General features: G+C 41.0%; 15 protein-coding genes and 1 riboswitch. Of the genes, 13 read left to right on the top strand and 2 right to left on the bottom strand.

The features are described from left to right. The first annotated feature begins 36 nt into the window (after positions 1-36). The 8 genes from resA to AWT60_RS12065 all read left to right on the top strand — a co-directional run bounded on the left by resA (position 37) and on the right by AWT60_RS12065 (position 8578). Positions 37-567 (top strand): thiol-disulfide oxidoreductase ResA, encoded by a 531-nt coding sequence (resA, locus tag AWT60_RS12100; protein WP_024422841.1) that lies wholly within the window; start codon positions 37-39, stop codon positions 565-567. A 1-nt stretch (position 568) separates the two neighbouring features. Then, complete coding sequence (gene resB / locus AWT60_RS12095; RefSeq protein ID WP_218677303.1) at positions 569-2248, top strand: cytochrome c biogenesis protein ResB; 1680 nt, start codon at positions 569-571, stop codon at positions 2246-2248. Continuing rightward, positions 2232-3410: a c-type cytochrome biogenesis protein CcsB gene (gene ccsB, locus AWT60_RS12090; protein ID WP_218677302.1), complete on the top strand. Its 1179-nt coding sequence runs from the start codon at positions 2232-2234 to the stop codon at positions 3408-3410. Before resB ends, ccsB begins: the two co-directional genes overlap by 17 nt. An 85-nt stretch (positions 3411-3495) precedes the next feature. Continuing rightward, complete coding sequence (locus tag AWT60_RS12085; RefSeq protein WP_075623424.1) at positions 3496-4218, top strand: response regulator transcription factor; 723 nt, start codon at positions 3496-3498, stop codon at positions 4216-4218. Further along, positions 4215-5996: an ATP-binding protein gene (locus tag AWT60_RS12080; RefSeq protein WP_041109660.1), complete on the top strand. Its 1782-nt coding sequence runs from the start codon at positions 4215-4217 to the stop codon at positions 5994-5996. Before AWT60_RS12085 ends, AWT60_RS12080 begins: the two co-directional genes overlap by 4 nt. Before the next feature lie 203 nt (positions 5997-6199). Then, the gene (sigX, locus tag AWT60_RS12075; protein ID WP_024422837.1) at positions 6200-6808 is read left to right on the top strand and encodes an RNA polymerase sigma factor SigX; all 609 of its coding nucleotides are present in this window, start codon (positions 6200-6202) and stop codon (positions 6806-6808) included. Next, entirely contained in the window at positions 6720-7826 is a 1107-nt protein-coding gene (locus AWT60_RS12070; RefSeq protein WP_218677301.1) for a sigma X negative regulator, read from the top strand. The genes sigX and AWT60_RS12070 overlap by 89 nt, the downstream gene beginning before the upstream one ends. Before the next feature lie 104 nt (positions 7827-7930). Next, positions 7931-8578 (top strand): M23 family metallopeptidase, encoded by a 648-nt coding sequence (locus tag AWT60_RS12065; RefSeq protein ID WP_202738862.1) that lies wholly within the window; start codon positions 7931-7933, stop codon positions 8576-8578. A 35-nt stretch (positions 8579-8613) separates the two neighbouring features. On the opposite strand, the gene serA is transcribed toward AWT60_RS12065, so the two are convergent. Further along, the gene (gene serA / locus AWT60_RS12060) at positions 8614-10188 is read right to left on the bottom strand and encodes a phosphoglycerate dehydrogenase (protein ID WP_024422834.1); all 1575 of its coding nucleotides are present in this window, start codon (positions 10186-10188) and stop codon (positions 8614-8616) included. A 287-nt stretch (positions 10189-10475) separates the two neighbouring features. Beyond that, positions 10476-10606, top strand: a riboswitch (FMN riboswitch). A 144-nt stretch (positions 10607-10750) separates the two neighbouring features. Between serA and fmnP the strand changes: the two genes are divergently transcribed. Then, positions 10751-11332, top strand: a complete 582-nt coding sequence (fmnP, locus tag AWT60_RS12055; RefSeq protein ID WP_024428075.1) for a riboflavin transporter FmnP — start codon at positions 10751-10753, stop codon at positions 11330-11332. A gap of 34 nt (positions 11333-11366) precedes the next feature. Here fmnP and AWT60_RS12050 read toward each other — a convergent pair whose 3' ends face one another. Further along, positions 11367-11615 carry a ferredoxin gene (locus AWT60_RS12050; RefSeq protein WP_008361239.1) on the bottom strand — a complete coding sequence of 83 codons (249 nt, stop codon included), beginning with the start codon at positions 11613-11615 and terminating at the stop codon, positions 11367-11369. A gap of 267 nt (positions 11616-11882) precedes the next feature. On the opposite strand from AWT60_RS12050, the gene AWT60_RS12045 reads away from it, so the two are divergent. Genes AWT60_RS12045 through AWT60_RS12030 form a run of 4 tightly spaced genes read left to right on the top strand, consistent with a single transcriptional unit; the run spans position 11883 to position 15807 of the window. Then, positions 11883-12935, top strand: a complete 1053-nt coding sequence (locus AWT60_RS12045) for a YpbB family protein (protein WP_218677300.1) — start codon at positions 11883-11885, stop codon at positions 12933-12935. Beyond that, positions 12928-14436, top strand: coding sequence for a RecQ family ATP-dependent DNA helicase (locus AWT60_RS12040; protein ID WP_218677299.1), 1509 nt, complete (start codon positions 12928-12930; stop codon positions 14434-14436). The genes AWT60_RS12045 and AWT60_RS12040 overlap by 8 nt, the downstream gene beginning before the upstream one ends. Beyond that, complete coding sequence (locus AWT60_RS12035; RefSeq protein WP_041109653.1) at positions 14433-15074, top strand: CPBP family intramembrane glutamic endopeptidase; 642 nt, start codon at positions 14433-14435, stop codon at positions 15072-15074. Before AWT60_RS12040 ends, AWT60_RS12035 begins: the two co-directional genes overlap by 4 nt. Further along, positions 15019-15807 (top strand): LysM peptidoglycan-binding domain-containing protein, encoded by a 789-nt coding sequence (locus tag AWT60_RS12030; protein ID WP_041109652.1) that lies wholly within the window; start codon positions 15019-15021, stop codon positions 15805-15807. The genes AWT60_RS12035 and AWT60_RS12030 overlap by 56 nt, the downstream gene beginning before the upstream one ends. The last annotated feature ends 44 nt before the right edge of the window (positions 15808-15851 follow it).

The raw sequence follows: 15851 nt of genomic DNA, 5'->3' as shown, positions 1-15851 counted from the left end.
ATTTACCTGAATGTCTATGGGGAAGGGGTACTTCAGATGAAAAAAAGACGGTTTTTCATACGGACGGGCATTCTCCTCGTGATGCTTGCGGCACTATGTTATACAATGTATAACTCAGTATTTGCCAAACAGGATCGAGTCAAAGAAGGATCTATTGCGCCAAACTTTGTCCTTCAATCTGTCGATGGGGATCGGATTGAGTTAAAGGACTTAAAAGGCAAAGGTGTCTTTCTTAATTTTTGGGGTACATGGTGTGGTCCGTGTAAACAAGAATTTCCTTATATGGCGAATCAATATGAAGTGTTCAAGGATCGCGGTGTGGAAATTGTTGCAGTCAATGTTGCGGAATCCAAGATTGCCGTGAAAAATTTTATGGAATCCTATGGCGTGAATTTTCCTGTTGCCATGGACAAAGATCGTCAAGTGACAGAGGCATATGATATTACGCCGCTGCCAACCACATTTTTAATCAGTCCTGAAGGCAAGGTAATCAAAGTCATAAAAGGAACGATGACAGAACGTAATGTCTATGAATATATGAATTTGATTAAACCAAAGGGGTCATAGAATGAAAGAGGTAAAGTGCGAGTGTGGACATATTAATCCAATCGGTACTGTTCTATGTGAATCATGCGGGAATCCCATTGCGGCTAAAGAGAAAAACTCTTCAAAGCTGCTTGATATGAGATATGACGGCAGTGCAAGACGCTCGCAAACATACAACAAAACGATTGTTGATAAAGTATGGAACTTTTTTTCTTCCGTTAAAGTGGGTGTGTGGCTGATTGTCATTACACTGCTCGCTTCTTCGCTTGGAACGATTTTTCCGCAGGAGCGATTTATTCCGCCAGGTGCATCTGCTTCCACGTATTATGAAGAGCAATATGGATCGTTTGGCAAGCTGTATTACACACTTGGATTCCATGATCTTTATAATTCTTGGTGGTTTTTAGCTCTTGTCGCATCTATCGGAATCTCCCTTGTTATTTGCAGTCTCGACCGTGTTATTCCTCTTTATCGAGCACTCAAAAACCAAGGGGTTATCAAAAAAGAAGGCTTTATGAGAAGACAGCGTCTGTTTAGCGAGACAGACAAAACATTAGATCAGCATACATATGAAGGCATCATAAGAGCAATGAAACAAAAGCGTTACCGCGTGCGAGAAGAAAATGGGCATATTTTAGCCGAAAAAGGACGTTTTTCACGCTGGGGACCTTACGTCAATCACATTGGACTAATCATCTTTCTCATTGGAGCGATGCTCCGGTTTGTCCCGGGTATGTACGTGGATGAAACGCTGTGGGTCAGAGAAGGGGAAACTGCACCAATTCCAGGTACGGATGGTCAATACTTCTTGAAAAATAATGCGTTTTCAATTGATCGCTATGAAACTGGAAATGAAAAAGAAGTGTTTGAGAATGCCATTGAAAAAGCTGGCGATGGTCAAGTGGTGAAAAGCTATAAAACGGATGCCGTTTTATACAAACGTGAAGGAGAAGTTGTATTTGGTGAAAAGCCCAAGCTGAAGCAGGTAACAGAACACGATATCAAAGTGAATGAACCGCTCAAGTTTGACAATTTCTCATTATATCAAGTGGATTTTAAGCAAAATGAACTCGATCAAATGGTCTTTCAGCTGATTCGTAAAGATACAGAAAAATCTTTCGGTACAGTGAAGATTAATCTGCTGGAGCCTAAGTCAGAATATGATCTTGGTAGCGGTTACAAAGTCAAGGTGATGAGCTATCTGCCTGATTTTTATTTTGACGATGATGGAACGCCAAGTACGAAAACAAGAAATCCGAATAATCCTGCTTTCGTGTTTGAAATGATTTCTCCTGAAAAACCTAAAGGTGAAAAAAGCTTTGTCGCCATTCAAGAGACAGTAGAGGGTTCTGATAACAATCTATATAAAATGAAGTTTGACCGGGTTGAAACGAAAAACGTCACAGGGTTAACAGTGAGAAAGGATTTAACACTTGGCGTGCTCATAGTAGGCGGAATCATCTTCATGATTGGTGTCGTGCAGGGGATGTATTGGCAGCATAGAAGAATCTGGCTGTCGGCAAAGGATGGAAAAGTATTGGTGGCAGGACATACAAACAAAAACTGGTTCGGCTTAAAGTCCGATCTTGGTGTGTTACTGAACGGCAGTGGCATCAAACAGCCAGTTGATCAAAAAGAACTGCCTGATACAACAAGTATCAGCAAAAGCAAGGGGGAAGGATTAGATGGCGGCAGTCAGTGAAAATCTGTTATTTGCAGCTTTTCTATTTTATTTAGCGGCAGTTCCTTTTTTTGGTGGTGCCATTAAGGGAAAAAAGAAAGAAGAAGGACCGCGCAGGAATAAGGCGGCACTCATTGGCATTACGCTTACCATCATCGGTTTTTTGAGCCAGTTGGGCTATTTTATTTCAAGATGGATCGCATCTGGTCATGCACCAGTCAGTAATTTGTTTGAGTTCACAACGTCTTTTGGCATGATGCTGGTGCTTGCATTCATCATTTTATATTTTGTGTATCAAGTGTCTGTACTTGGTTTATTCACACTTCCAATCGCTTTATTGATTATTGCCTATGCAAGTATGTTCCCATCAGATATTTCACCGCTGATTCCTTCACTTCAAAGTAATTGGCTTTATATTCACGTGACAACAGCAGCACTTGGCCAAGCCATTTTAGCCATCAGCTTTGTGGCAGGTGTCATCTTTCTATTAAAGCATGTGGATCAAACAAAGCCAGGGAAGAAGACGTTTGGTTTAGAGCTTGTCATGTTTATGATTGTGGTCACACTTGCATTTATCGCTGTCACGTCTATCTTTAGAATGACAGGATATGAAGCGACATTTAATTGGATCGATAAAAATAAAGAAAAAAGTGAGATGGTCTATGAGCTGCCAGCTCTTGTCGGACCTCATAAAGGGGAGCTTGTGACGGAAGATCGTTTGGAACCGTTTGTTGAGCTGCCGCCTGTTTTTTCAGGTAGAAAGGTCAATACGGTGTTATGGTCATTTGGCGTAGGGCTGATCATATACGGACTCATTCGATTGATCATTCGCAAACGACTAAGCGCACTGCTTCAACCGCTAGTGAAACAGGTGAACCTAGATTTAGTTGATGAAATTGGGTATAGGGCGGTTTCGATTGGTTTCCCAGTATTTGCGTTAGGCGGGCTGATCTTTGCTATGATCTGGGCGCAAATTGCATGGACTAGGTTTTGGGGGTGGGACCCGAAGGAAGTATGGGCATTGATTACGTTTCTCTTTTATGCTGCCTATCTTCATCTTCGCTTGTCGCGAGGCTGGCATGGTGAAAAGTCCGCTTGGCTTGCTGTGATCGGCTTCGCCATTATTATGTTTAATCTCATCTTTGTCAACCTTGTCATTGCGGGGCTTCATTCTTACGCATAATCACAAGGAAAAGCCAACTTTTATGATTCAATTCGGCTTTTTGTTAAAATGAATGTAACAACGGAGAAAGCAGGAGGACTGTCTAATGGAACACACAACTCAAACGAAAATATTAGTCGTAGATGATGAGGCAAGAATTCGCCGTCTTTTAAAAATGTATTTAGAACGTGAAAAATATGAAATCGATGAAGCGGAAAATGGAGATGAGGCGATTCAAAAAGGGCTTCAAACCGATTACGACCTCATTTTGCTCGATTTAATGATGCCTGGTACAGATGGAATCGAAGTGTGTAATCAAATTCGAGACAAAAAAGCGACTCCAATCATTATGCTGACGGCAAAAGGAGAAGAAGCCAACCGCGTTCAAGGATTTGAGGCAGGAACGGATGACTACATCGTCAAACCTTTCAGCCCGCGTGAAGTGGTTTTACGTGTAAAGGCATTGCTCAGAAGATCGTCTCAAACGTCTTATTTGAATACTGGGACAACAACAAAGGATGTTCTTGTGTTTTCTCATCTTTCTATTGACCATGATGCACATAGAGTGACGGCTGATGGCAAAGAAGTCAGCCTCACGCCGAAGGAATATGAGCTTTTATATTTCCTTGCAAAAACACCAGATAAGGTCTATGACAGAGAAAAGCTGCTAAAAGAAGTATGGCAATATGAATTCTTTGGAGACTTACGAACAGTTGATACCCATGTCAAACGTCTTCGTGAAAAACTGAATAAAGTGTCACCAGAAGCAGCGAAAAAAATCGTTACTGTATGGGGTGTCGGGTACAAATTTGAGGTCGGCGCTGAATGAAACTGTGGAAAAGTGTTGTAGGAAAGCTATGGTTAACCATTCTTTTCCTCGTCCTGATCGTTTTATCTATTTTAACTGTGCTTCTTTTAGAGTTCATTGAGAATTATCATGTAGAAGAAGCAAAATCTGATTTAACACAAATGGCAAACAAAGTAGCGGTCATTTTAGAAAGCCATGAGGATCAATCGCTTGCAAGGTCGATTACATCAGAGCTCGCTGACAAATTGACGAGTATTGCGATCATCCAAGAGGACGGGCTAGAGTGGTATTCGTCTGAAAAAGACGGCAAGCTTCCTGCGATTACAAAGAAACAAATTGAAGCAGACAGCGATTTAAATCAAGCACTGCAAGATCGTAAAAAAATCAGTAAACGTGCAGAACCTGATGCAGGCAATCGAAAAGATGAACGGATTGTAGTCGGTGTTCCATATGAGGCGAATGGAAAAAAAGGCATGGTCTTTCTTTCTCAGTCACTCCTCGCTGTAGAACAAACAACGAAACATACGACACGCTACATCTTTTTAGCCGCCGGAATTGCGATTGTACTGACCACTATATTCGCTTTCTTCTTGTCAACACGTGTCACCTATCCTCTCAGAAAGATGAGAGAGGGTGCACAAGATTTGGCGAAAGGGAAATTTGATACAAAGATTCCTATTTTAACGCAAGATGAAATTGGAGAACTGGCGATCGCCTTTAATCAAATGGGGAAGCAGCTTAAATTCCATATCACAGCCTTAAATCAAGAAAAAGAACATTTATCTAATATTTTAAGCAGTATGGCTGATGGCGTCATCACCATCAATATTGATGGAACGATCTTGATGACAAATCCTCCAGCAGAACGATTTTTACAGGCATGGTATTATGAGCAAAATATGAAAATCAAAGATGGAGATGAACTGCCGCCAGAAGCGCGCGAGCTATTTCATACAGCTGTCAGCACAGAAAAAGAGCAAATGATCGAAGTTACGCTGCAAGGGCGTACCTGGGTTCTTCTCATGTCTCCGCTGTATAATCAGCAGGATGTCAGGGGAGCAGTTGCAGTCCTTCGTGATATGACGGAGGAACGAAGACTTGATAAGCTGAGAAAAGACTTCATTGCCAATGTCAGTCATGAACTTCGTACGCCAATTGCCATGCTGCAAGGGTACAGTGAGGCGATTGTAGATGATATTGCAGGATCAGAAGAGGAAAAGAAAGAGATTGCGCAAATTATCTATGATGAATCACTTCGAATGGGACGACTTGTAAATGATCTTCTAGATCTAGCGAGAATGGAAGCAGGTCATATTACACTGAATCTTGAATCAACAGATACGGAAGAGCTGACTGAGAAGATCTACCGTAAGTTTCTCGGGATTGCGAAAGAAAAACAAATCGACCTTACGTATGATATTCAAGTGGATGAACCGAACTTTGTATTCGATCCAGATAAGATTGAGCAAGTGTTTACGAATCTCATTGATAATGCCATTCGTCATACACCAGAGGGCGGCGAGGTTCACTTCTCGGTTCAATCGGTGGAGAACGGACTGAAAATGGATGTAAAAGATTCGGGGAGCGGAATTCCGGAAGAGGATCTGCCCTTTATTTTCGAACGCTTCTATAAAGCCGATAAAGCAAGGACAAGAGGACGTTCTGGTACTGGACTTGGCCTTGCGATTGTGAAGAACATCGTCGAGGCGCATCAAGGCTCTATACATGCTCATAGCAAAGCGGGTGCAGGTACACACTTCACATTTTATATTCCGAGAAAAAAGCAGGAACTCGTCTAATCTTGACGAAGAATCTTGTTACATGAGAAACACTTCTTTTCGTAAAGAAAATGAAGTGTTTTTTCTATTTTCAAATTTTTAAGGAGAAGTTAAACAAAAAGCCCTTTCCAAACTGTCGAACTTGTAATATATTTGTCATAAAGTTGTAATGTAACGTTTTATAAGAGTCACTCGACAAAAATAAGTGAACGGAGGGGTTTCCTATGCATGAAACCTTTCAAAAAATATATGATTCGTACCATCAAGATTTGTACCAGTTTTTATTTTATATGGTTAAAGATAAAAATCAGGCAGAGGATCTCGTACAGGAGGTTTACATTCGGGTACTTCACTCATATAAAACTTTTGAAGGAAGAAGCAGCGAGAAAACATGGCTGTTTTCAATTGCAAGGCATGTAGCGATTGACTGGTTTCGCAAACAGCAAACCATAAGACAACGGGTACTCGGCACGTTTGATTGGGATAAGCAGGATGTAAAAGACCCAGACTTGCTCCCAGACGAACTGGCTGTACAGGATGAAAATACTAAAGAAATTTATGCCGCGCTTGATCACTGCACGATTGATCAAAGAGCTGTCATCATTTTAAGGTTTATCCAGGGCTACTCAATCATGGAGACGGCAAAGGCGCTAAAGTTCTCGGAAAGCAAAGTCAAAACAACGCAGCACCGAGGCCTGAAAGTGCTCCGAAAACATATGGAGCTTTTGAAGGAGGAGCTAGTGAATGAAAACGAACAGGTCCGATTGGAGCGAAGAACGAATCAAGGTGTTACTAAGTCAGCTTCCAAAGGTGGAGGACAACCGTTCATCTAAGCAGATATACCAGCAGGTGCTGATGGCAAGCGGGAAGAAAAAGAAAAGTGTCAAATGGATCGGTCCAGCGGTGGCAACCGTTGTGGTTTTATTTATGGCGTTTTTAATTTCTCCTCATTTATTTCAGCCGGCTGCTCAAGAACAGCATAAACAGATGAAAATGGAATCAAGTGCTGACAAAGGACAGGCAAATGCCACATTAGAGCCGGTCAAACAGGCAAATGGTACCACACACGTTGTTTCTCATGAAGACAAGAAAAAGTATATGACGGTTGTATACATAGATGAATCGACATCTCAAGTGGTTCCTATTAGTATTGAAAAAGAGAATGAACATGGCCATTTGCAGGAAATGATGAACACATATGAACAGGTGCAGCTGCCTGAAATGACAAAGCCTCTTCAATCATATCTTGAGATGGTGGATCTTCGTGAAAATGGGAATACACTTGTTTTTCAGTTAAAAAATGATTTGTCCCTTGATACGATAAAGGAAGCCAATCGATTTAAAGATATGGTAAAAGAAACGCTCAAATGGAGCAGGTATAAACAAGTGGAGGTCAGGTCAGTCAAAGGCTCTCATCTTCAATTAGGGACTAGCAGCTTTGGCACGATATCAATTGATAAACAAACGAGGAAAGCTTATTACGTGCTAGAAAATAAGAGCGGGACTTTTTTGGTGCCCTCAAAAACACATTATTCTACTTATGAAGATGCGGTAGAGGCCATGAAACGCACGAGTGATTCTGGACTTGAACCATTAATTAAAGAAGAACCCATTAAAGAAGTGACATCAAAAGGTAAGCATGTAACCATCACGTTTGGAGCATCAGCACAATTATCGGACTCAATTAATCATACTCTACTCATTGAAGGTCTGCTGCTCACAGCGAAAGATTTTGGTTTTACAGATGTCACCATTCAATATGCAGGAACAGATCAAGTAGGACCATATGAATTAAATGAACCAATAGAGGTACCGGCTCTGCCGAATCCAGTTGTCATAAAAGAACGTTAAAGGACGCAAGCATTTCATTGCGTTCTTTTTTGATGTATAGAAAATGGTCTTCTTGCTGTATACTAAGCTGTCATGAAAAGAACCTCAAAGAAGGGGAGTCACTGATGAAAAGGTATTGCTTCATAGGTGCCAGCTGTTTTTTGCTCTTGATCTTAGCGCCATTTGCCCATGCGCAGAAGACAACCGAATGGGTGGAACCAGTGAAAGGAGAAGTCACTGACTTGTTTGGGACAAGGGGCGGCTCGCATAAGGGATTAGATATAGCTGCGCCAGAAGGAGAATCCATTTTTGCTGCAAGTGAAGGTGTGGTCACGCGTTCGTATGTATCGGCTACATATGGAGAAGTTGTATTTATTCAGCATCCAAACGGATATGAAACTGTCTATGCTCATTTACACGAGCGTTTTGTGAAAAAGGGTGACCATGTACAAGCGGGACAGCCGATTGGCATAATTGGCAACACAGGAGCCTCCAGAGGCACTCATTTGCATTTTGAGGTACATCGTGGAAATTGGTCAGTAAGCAAAAAGGATGCGGTAGATCCGCTCAAAATGATTGCTGTAGAACGTTTCCAAGAGCCGGCTCTTCATGTAAATGGACATGAAAAAAATACATATGTCATTAAACAAGGGGATACCCTTTGGTCGATAGCAAAGGCGCATGAAATGACTGTGGAACAGTTGAAAAAGATCAATGAGCTGACCACTCACCTCATTCGAACAGGAGACCGTTTAATGGTTTCAACAAAATAAACCTCATGCAAAAGCATGAGGTTTATCACAGTTTTTTATAGATCAATCAGGCGGACAGAAAGAATATCCTGCACTTCAGTTAATTTTTTCACAATTTCGTCCTCAAGATGCTTGTCGAAAGAAAGCATCATAATGGCTTCGCCGCCTTTTTCTTTACGTCCCACCTGCATTGTTGCGATGTTGACATCATGGTCGCCTAAAATCTGTCCAACCTTTCCAATCACACCAGGTGCATCTGTATGCTGGATGTAGACAAGGTGTCCATCTGGGTAAAAATCAATATTAAAGCCATTAATAGAAACAACGCGTTCCCCTAAATGCGGAATGTAAGTCGCTTTTAGAGTAAAGGTTGAAAGATCACCTTTGACTTCAATAGAAATACTGTTCTCGTAACCAGATTCGCTGGAAGAGATTTTTTCACTAAAGCTAATGCCTCGTTCTTTTGCGACCATTCCAGCATTTACTTCATTCACAGTCGAATCAACACGCTCTTTTAAAAACCCTGACAGGAGACTCTTTGTGATAAAGGATGTTTCGAGTTTTGAAATAGAGCCTTCATAAGAAATGCCTACTTCTTTTACAGGTTCTCTCATGGATTGAGAGACAAGACGTCCAAGTTTTCCTGCAAATTGATGATAAGGCTGAATCTTTTTGAACTCGTCTTTTGTCATCGCTGGTAGATTAATAGATGACATGACAGGAAGGCCTTTTGCAAATTGAAGGACTTCTTCAGATACTTGCGCCGCTACATTTAATTGTGCTTCTTTTGTAGAGGCACCAAGATGCGGAGTTGCAATGACGTGTGGATGATCCACAAGCGGATTATCAGTTGGCGGTTCTACCTCGAATACATCGAGTGCAGCTCCTGCCACATGGCCGCTTTCAAGTGCCTCAAGAAGGTCAGCTTCGTCAATAATGCCGCCGCGCGCACAGTTTACAAGGCGAACACCTTTTTTCGTTTTTGCAATCGTTTCTTTATTGAGAAGTCCTCGTGTTTCTTTTGTTAATGGCGTATGTACAGTAATAATATCTGATACTTCGAGTACTTCATCAAGTGATTTCGCATTGACGCCAATTTTTTCTGCACGTTCCTTTGTGAGAAATGGGTCAAACACGTTGACTGTCATGCCAAATGCTCTTGCACGCTGGGCGATTTCACTTCCGATTCTGCCTAAGCCGACAATCCCAAGAGATTTTCCGTAAAGCTCAGCACCAACATAAGCACCTCTGTTCCATTCTTTTGATTTGACAGAAATATTGGCCTGCGGAATATGACGCATAAGTGATGAAATCATAGCAAACGTATGCTCAGCTGTCGAGATCGTATTACCGTTTGGTGCATTGATTACAATGACGCCATGCTTGGTCGCTTCATCAATGTCAATATTGTCTACTCCCACACCAGCACGGCCGACAATTTTTAATGAAGTCATTTTTTCATAAAGCTCTTTCGTTACTTTCGTGGCACTTCTGACAAGTAAGGCATCAAACGTGTGTAATTCATCTTCTGCTTCTGCTACATTTTTTTGGACAATTTCAACAAAATCTGATTCTAAAAGTGGTAGAAGACCATCATTGCTCATCTTATCTGAGACTAATACTCGAAACATCGTAAGATTTCCTCCTAAAATAAACGTCATAAATATCTGATAATTTACCATATTCCTTTTCACTGTGTCAATCAAATTAAAGCAGTAAAGTGAAAAAGAAAACACGAACATTTCTTTGTGTCTTTATAAAGAATGAACACCTTTAAACAAAAGATAACCAATTTTTGCGCATTTGTCATTATAATTTTTGTGTTTTTTACGATTTCTTAAAACTGATGAATTTGCTCAGGATTTTTATCTGTACAAATGCTCATATATCATATATAATGATGTCGAATTGAATAATGATCAATCTTCGGGGCAGGGTGTAATTCCCTACCGGCGGTGATGAGCATAGTCTCTAAGCCCGCGAGCCTTTTTGGCAGGATTCGGTGTGATTCCGAAGCCGACAGTATAGTCTGGATGGGAGAAGATGGAGGTTCGTAAACGTTGAAAACATTGATGTTCACACGTTTATTTGTCTAGCCCAATTTCCCCGCTCCTGTTTTCAAGGGCGGTTTTTTTGTGGCTAAAATGGAACAATCCTCTTTTCGAAAGATTTGATCGAAAAGGAGAGAGAATATTGAATCAAAGTAAAGTAAAGCGTTTAGTTGTAATCAGTATGCTTAGCAGTATTTCATTTGTTTTAATGTTATTAAACTTCCCGTTCCCTGGGCTTCCAGGATATTTGAAAATTGATTTCAGCGATATTCCAGCAATTATTGCGATTTTAATTTATGGGCCGGGTGCAGGGATTGCTGTTGAGGCATTAAAAAATGTACTGCATTATCTCATTCATGGCAGTATGTCTGGTGTTCCTGTTGATCAAGTAGCGAACTTTACAGCAGGTGTATTGTTCATTTTACCAGTGGCCTTCATTTTCAAAAAAATCAAATCCGCAAAGGGAATTGTATGGTCTATGTTCTTGGGCACAGTGCTTATGACTGTGATGATGAGTATTTTAAATTACTTCCTGTTTCTGCCGGCTTACACATGGTTTTTAAATGCACCTCAACTTTCGGATAATATGCTCAAGGCGACGATAACAGCAGGGATATTGCCTTTTAATCTTATTAAAGGCATCATCATTACCATCGTGTTTAGCCTCATTTTTGTGAAAATGCGTCCATGGTTTGAAAATAAACGCCGACTTCAAAATAGTTAATATAAAAAAAGCCCCTGCATAAGGGGCTTTTATACTATTCATGCTTAAGCGGGTCACCATCGAAAGATTCGTCCGCAACTTTGATTGAATCTGTTGGACATCCTTCAAATGCATCAAGCATATCTTCTTCAAGTACTTCTGGAACTTCTACAGTCCCTTGGTTGTCATCAAGCGTAACAAATGCAATGCCTTCATCATCATAATCATAAATGTCTGGAGCAGCTGCACCGCATGCGCCGCAAGCAATACATGTGTCTTTGTCTACAATTGTATATTTTGCCATGTTAAAAAAATACCTCCCAGATTGTTCGATGGAACAAATGGTCTAACCTTTTTAGTTTCACCGATAAAAAACAATTTCCTCAAACCTTATTGTAATGATTTTAATTTCACATTTCAACTGTAAAGTGATTGAGAATGCTTATCACATAAGGGTTTGTTCATAACTTTCCCCCACAAATTGAGTTTAAACATTTCTTCTTCTATGAAATCTGTTAAAATAAAGGGAGAAAATATTCGTATTTTGTCAGGAAGACAGGTGCTTTGGCGAATGACTCTTCATTACTTGGATGTCATGTTAATGGACAGCGTATATAAATTGAACGGCGAACGCTCCATAAGTGCTGTCTACCATCTTTTTAAAGGGAAAAAATCATCACAAACCATACAGGATGCCAGTTTGTTTCAGCTTTCAAAGTATTTCGGCTGTTACCCGGGGTTTACGAGGAATCAGCTGAATCGCTCTACTATAAAACTTGACGAAAAGCACTACATCAAAAAAACAGGGGAGACATTCACTGTTACAGATGCAGGACAGCATATGCTAAACCAGTATTTCTCAGAAAAACCGATGCCCGCTTATTTTCATGGTGCCAAATATCATGATAAAGCAAAGGTGCTATGGATGAGGCTCTCGTTACTTGTACAAGTGCTGTCTCACCATCTGGCTGGATCGCATCAATATGTCCCAATACAAAGAGATGTATCTGTACAAAGCTGGACGAAATCCTTCTTAAAACAGCATCACGAGAAGAATAAGCTTTCGGAAGAGCTGCATCATGAACTCGAAAAGCTCCTTAGCCGTATAAGTGATCAAGAGGCGCTGATATTTGTTTATTCATTGACCTCAAATGAAAGAATTGGGCGTACGTATCAGCAAATGGCAGAGTGGCTAAAAGAAGATGTGTGGTATGTGTACCTGCTTTTTTGGAATGTCCTCCATTATTTTATTCATGCTGCCCAAAAAGGTGAAGCGCAGGTCATGCAGCAGCTCGTAGGTGACCTTGAATTCAAACGCGTGCTAACAACCTCTACCCATAAAACGCTCGAGCTTGTGCAAAAAGGCTATGATATTGATCAGATTGCTCACATTCGTTCATTAAAAAAGGCAACGATCGAAGACCATATTGTCGAGCTTTCCATACATGAACCGAGCTTCTCAATAGAGCCGTATGTGAGCGAAGAAGAGCAGCAGGCCATTCATGCAGTAGCCAGGGAGCTTCAAACAAATAAAATGAAGCTGATTAAAGAAAAACTCGAACATCCATTTACTTATTTTCAAATACGATTGGCTCTGACAAGGATGGTGAAAGCAAATGGATAAGCTTCATCAGACGCTCATGCGATATTTTGGTTACGACTCATTTAAGGCAGGTCAAGAGAACATTATTCAAAGTGTACTGAATCAGAAAGATACGGTTGCCATGCTGCCTACTGGCGGCGGAAAGTCCATCTGCTATCAAATTCCCGGCTATATGACTGAAGGATTAGTTCTCATTATTTCGCCGCTGTTATCGCTTATGGAGGATCAAGTCGAACGAATGAAAATGCGCGGAGAAAAACGAGTGGCGGCACTGAACAGCACATTGTCTTTTCAGGAAAGGCGACATATCATTCGGCATTTGCCATCATATAAATTTTTATTTGTCGCGCCTGAGGCATTAATGTCAGAGGTGCTGCTAGAACAGCTCAAATCGATGCATATTGGTCTGTTCGTCGTCGATGAAGCCCATTGTATATCGGAATGGGGGCATGATTTCCGTCCGGAATATTCCAAGCTGGGAGAATGGAGAGAAGCGTTAGGTCATCCTGTCGCATTAGCACTGACGGCAACAGCAACGAAACAAACGCTAAAAGATACCGTGCAAACGTTAAGATTGCAGCATCCAGACTTTCATATCCATTCTGTCAACCGGCCAAACATCGCATTAGTCAAAGAAGCGCACGAAACGAAAGAAGCAAAAGAGAAACGGGCCATTGAGCTTGTGGAATTCCTGCAAGGCCCTGGCCTGATTTATTGCCCGACCCGGCAAATGACAGAAGATATGGCGCTCATAATGAAACAAAAAACCCATCAGCGTGTAGAGTATTACCATGGCGGGATGGATGCAGGAGACCGTATGCTTATTCAGCAGCAATTTATCAGCGGACAGCTTGACCTCATTTGTTGTACAAGTGCTTTTGGAATGGGAATTGATAAAGCAGATATACGATTTGTTATTCATATGAGCCCGCCGCAGTCAATTGAAGCATTTATGCAGGAAATTGGAAGAGCAGGACGGGACGGGAAAAAGAGTGTCAGCATTCTTTTATATACAGAAGAGGATGCGGACATTCAACAGCATTTAATACAAGCAGAGGGCTTTGATGAGCCAGAAATTAATTTCTTCTTAGCTAGGCTGACACAAATGCAGACAAATGATGAAAAGAAATTACGTGAACAATTGATGGAATCAGGGCTTCAGGAGACACGTGCAAGAATGCTGATCCATTATTACAGGATGTATCAGTCTGACGAGCCGCGTGTGCTCCTGGTGAAACTGAAAGAGAAATTGCAGGACAGACAAACAGAAAAACTGAGAAAAGTGTGGCAATTTAAAGAGCGAATCACAGATCATAGCTGCTTTAGACAATCTCTGTTATCATACTTTTACGAACAGCTTGATCAAACGGAGAGCGCATCCTCTGGCAGCTGCTGCTCTTCTTGCGGACTTGACCTGTCTGATTATGAAAAAAAAGATCAACCATTGGAGCTGAATGAAATGAAACACTGGAAGATCGTGCTGGATCGTATGTTTCATCTGACAAAAGAGGCGCAGCATTGATTGAACAACATCGCCGGATCATCGAAAAATTAACCGATCGACAAGTGGTAGAACAGCTGTATTTCACGCAGCTGCTGATGCTGGTCATTTCCTTTTTACTAGGTATATTTATGTTCGATCATTGGACAGATTTTACATCCCTTTGGGAGATCCAAGATGCGCGGATACTGACTTATGGAATTGGCGGCGCTGTGCTTGTGATCATCGTGGATGCGATTGTCATGAAGGTGTTTCCTGCTCATATGTATGATGATGGCGGTTTAAATGAAAAAATGTTCAAAAACCGCAGCATCCCGCATATTGTTTGGTTAACACTGCTCATCGCCTTTTCAGAGGAAATTCTATTCCGAGGGATCGTCCAGCAGCAATTTGGATTGGAAATTGCCAGTATTGTGTTTGCGCTCCTTCACTTTCGCTACTTATCAAAAATACTCTTGTTTATCCTTGTGGTTTCTATTAGTATTTTTTTAGGACTTTTATACGAGTGGACGGGGAATTTATTTGTTCCTGTCATGACCCATTTTGTCATTGACTTAGTCTTTGCTTGTCAAATTCGTTTGAAATATAGGGGGAGGGATGAACATGGAAGAAATGTCGAGAATGAAGAGAAAGAAGGAGCAGCTGACAAACATCCATGATGATGATGCAGAGGAAATTTTTGAAGAAGAAGTTCAGCCTTCAGATGACTCTCACTTTCCTACAAGAGAAGATTTCCATGAATATAAAAAGCAGCGCACGAAAAAGGTGCGAAATCCATTATTTACAACACTGGCTATTATCTTTCCTATTATCGTTGTCACAGTGTTCTTCCTTTTGATCTACTACACATCAAAGGAAATCAACCATAATAATAATCAAGATGTATATAATATTGATTCTACATCAAGTGCTGACACAGACCCAGTCCCGTCAGCACTTGTCGAAACGAAAAATGATTCTAATACTGATAAAGCGGATGCGTCTGATGATGAGAAGCAAAAAAAAGAGGAAGAAAAACAGCGATTGAAAGAAAAAGCTGAACAGAAGAAAAAAGAAAAAGCTGCTAAAGAGAAAGAAGAGCGTGAACAAGCAGCGAAAGAAAAAAAAGAACGCGAGAGAGCTGAAGCTGCCAAAAAGCGTGAACAGCAGCAGCTAGCCTTGCAAAAGCAACAGGAAGAGAAAAAAAGAAAAGAAGCCGAAGAGAAAAAGCAGCAGGAAGAAAAGCCAGTCCGTGTCGTACAGCACACTGTTGGTCCAGAGGAAAACCTGTATCGAATTTCAATGAAGTATTACAAAAACCGTTCGGGTGAAGAGAAAATTAGAGCCTATAATCATTTAAAAGGTAACAGCGTGTACAGTGGTCAAGTGCTAAATATTCCACTAGAAAACTAATCACCTGACATGAATGGAGAAGCACGCACATACATATGTAGAAA

This window comes from Bacillus sp. F2HM (assembly GCF_019266135.1).
In the GTDB taxonomy this organism is placed as follows: domain Bacteria; phylum Bacillota; class Bacilli; order Bacillales; family Bacillaceae; genus Bacillus; species Bacillus safensis.
The sequence above is the reverse complement of the archived record's forward strand: the minus strand, read 5'-3'. Positions and strand labels throughout refer to the sequence as shown.

Excerpts from the sequence above, each read along its gene's own strand:
- resB (WP_218677303.1), top strand. The coding sequence starts at position 569 with ATGAAAGAGGTAAAGTGCGAGTGTGGACATATTAATCCAATCGGTACT.
- AWT60_RS12045 (WP_218677300.1), top strand. The coding sequence starts at position 11,883 with ATGACTCTTCATTACTTGGATGTCATGTTAATGGACAGCGTATATAAA.
- sigX (WP_024422837.1), top strand. The coding sequence starts at position 6,200 with ATGCATGAAACCTTTCAAAAAATATATGATTCGTACCATCAAGATTTG.
- AWT60_RS12080 (WP_041109660.1), top strand. The coding sequence starts at position 4,215 with ATGAAACTGTGGAAAAGTGTTGTAGGAAAGCTATGGTTAACCATTCTT.
- AWT60_RS12050 (WP_008361239.1), bottom strand. The coding sequence starts at position 11,615 with ATGGCAAAATATACAATTGTAGACAAAGACACATGTATTGCTTGCGGC.
- AWT60_RS12070 (WP_218677301.1), top strand. The coding sequence starts at position 6,720 with ATGAAAACGAACAGGTCCGATTGGAGCGAAGAACGAATCAAGGTGTTA.
- AWT60_RS12040 (WP_218677299.1), top strand. The coding sequence starts at position 12,928 with ATGGATAAGCTTCATCAGACGCTCATGCGATATTTTGGTTACGACTCA.
- serA (WP_024422834.1), bottom strand. The coding sequence starts at position 10,188 with ATGTTTCGAGTATTAGTCTCAGATAAGATGAGCAATGATGGTCTTCTA.
- resA (WP_024422841.1), top strand. The coding sequence starts at position 37 with ATGAAAAAAAGACGGTTTTTCATACGGACGGGCATTCTCCTCGTGATG.
- AWT60_RS12065 (WP_202738862.1), top strand. The coding sequence starts at position 7,931 with ATGAAAAGGTATTGCTTCATAGGTGCCAGCTGTTTTTTGCTCTTGATC.
- AWT60_RS12030 (WP_041109652.1), top strand. The coding sequence starts at position 15,019 with ATGGAAGAAATGTCGAGAATGAAGAGAAAGAAGGAGCAGCTGACAAAC.
- ccsB (WP_218677302.1), top strand. The coding sequence starts at position 2,232 with ATGGCGGCAGTCAGTGAAAATCTGTTATTTGCAGCTTTTCTATTTTAT.
- AWT60_RS12085 (WP_075623424.1), top strand. The coding sequence starts at position 3,496 with ATGGAACACACAACTCAAACGAAAATATTAGTCGTAGATGATGAGGCA.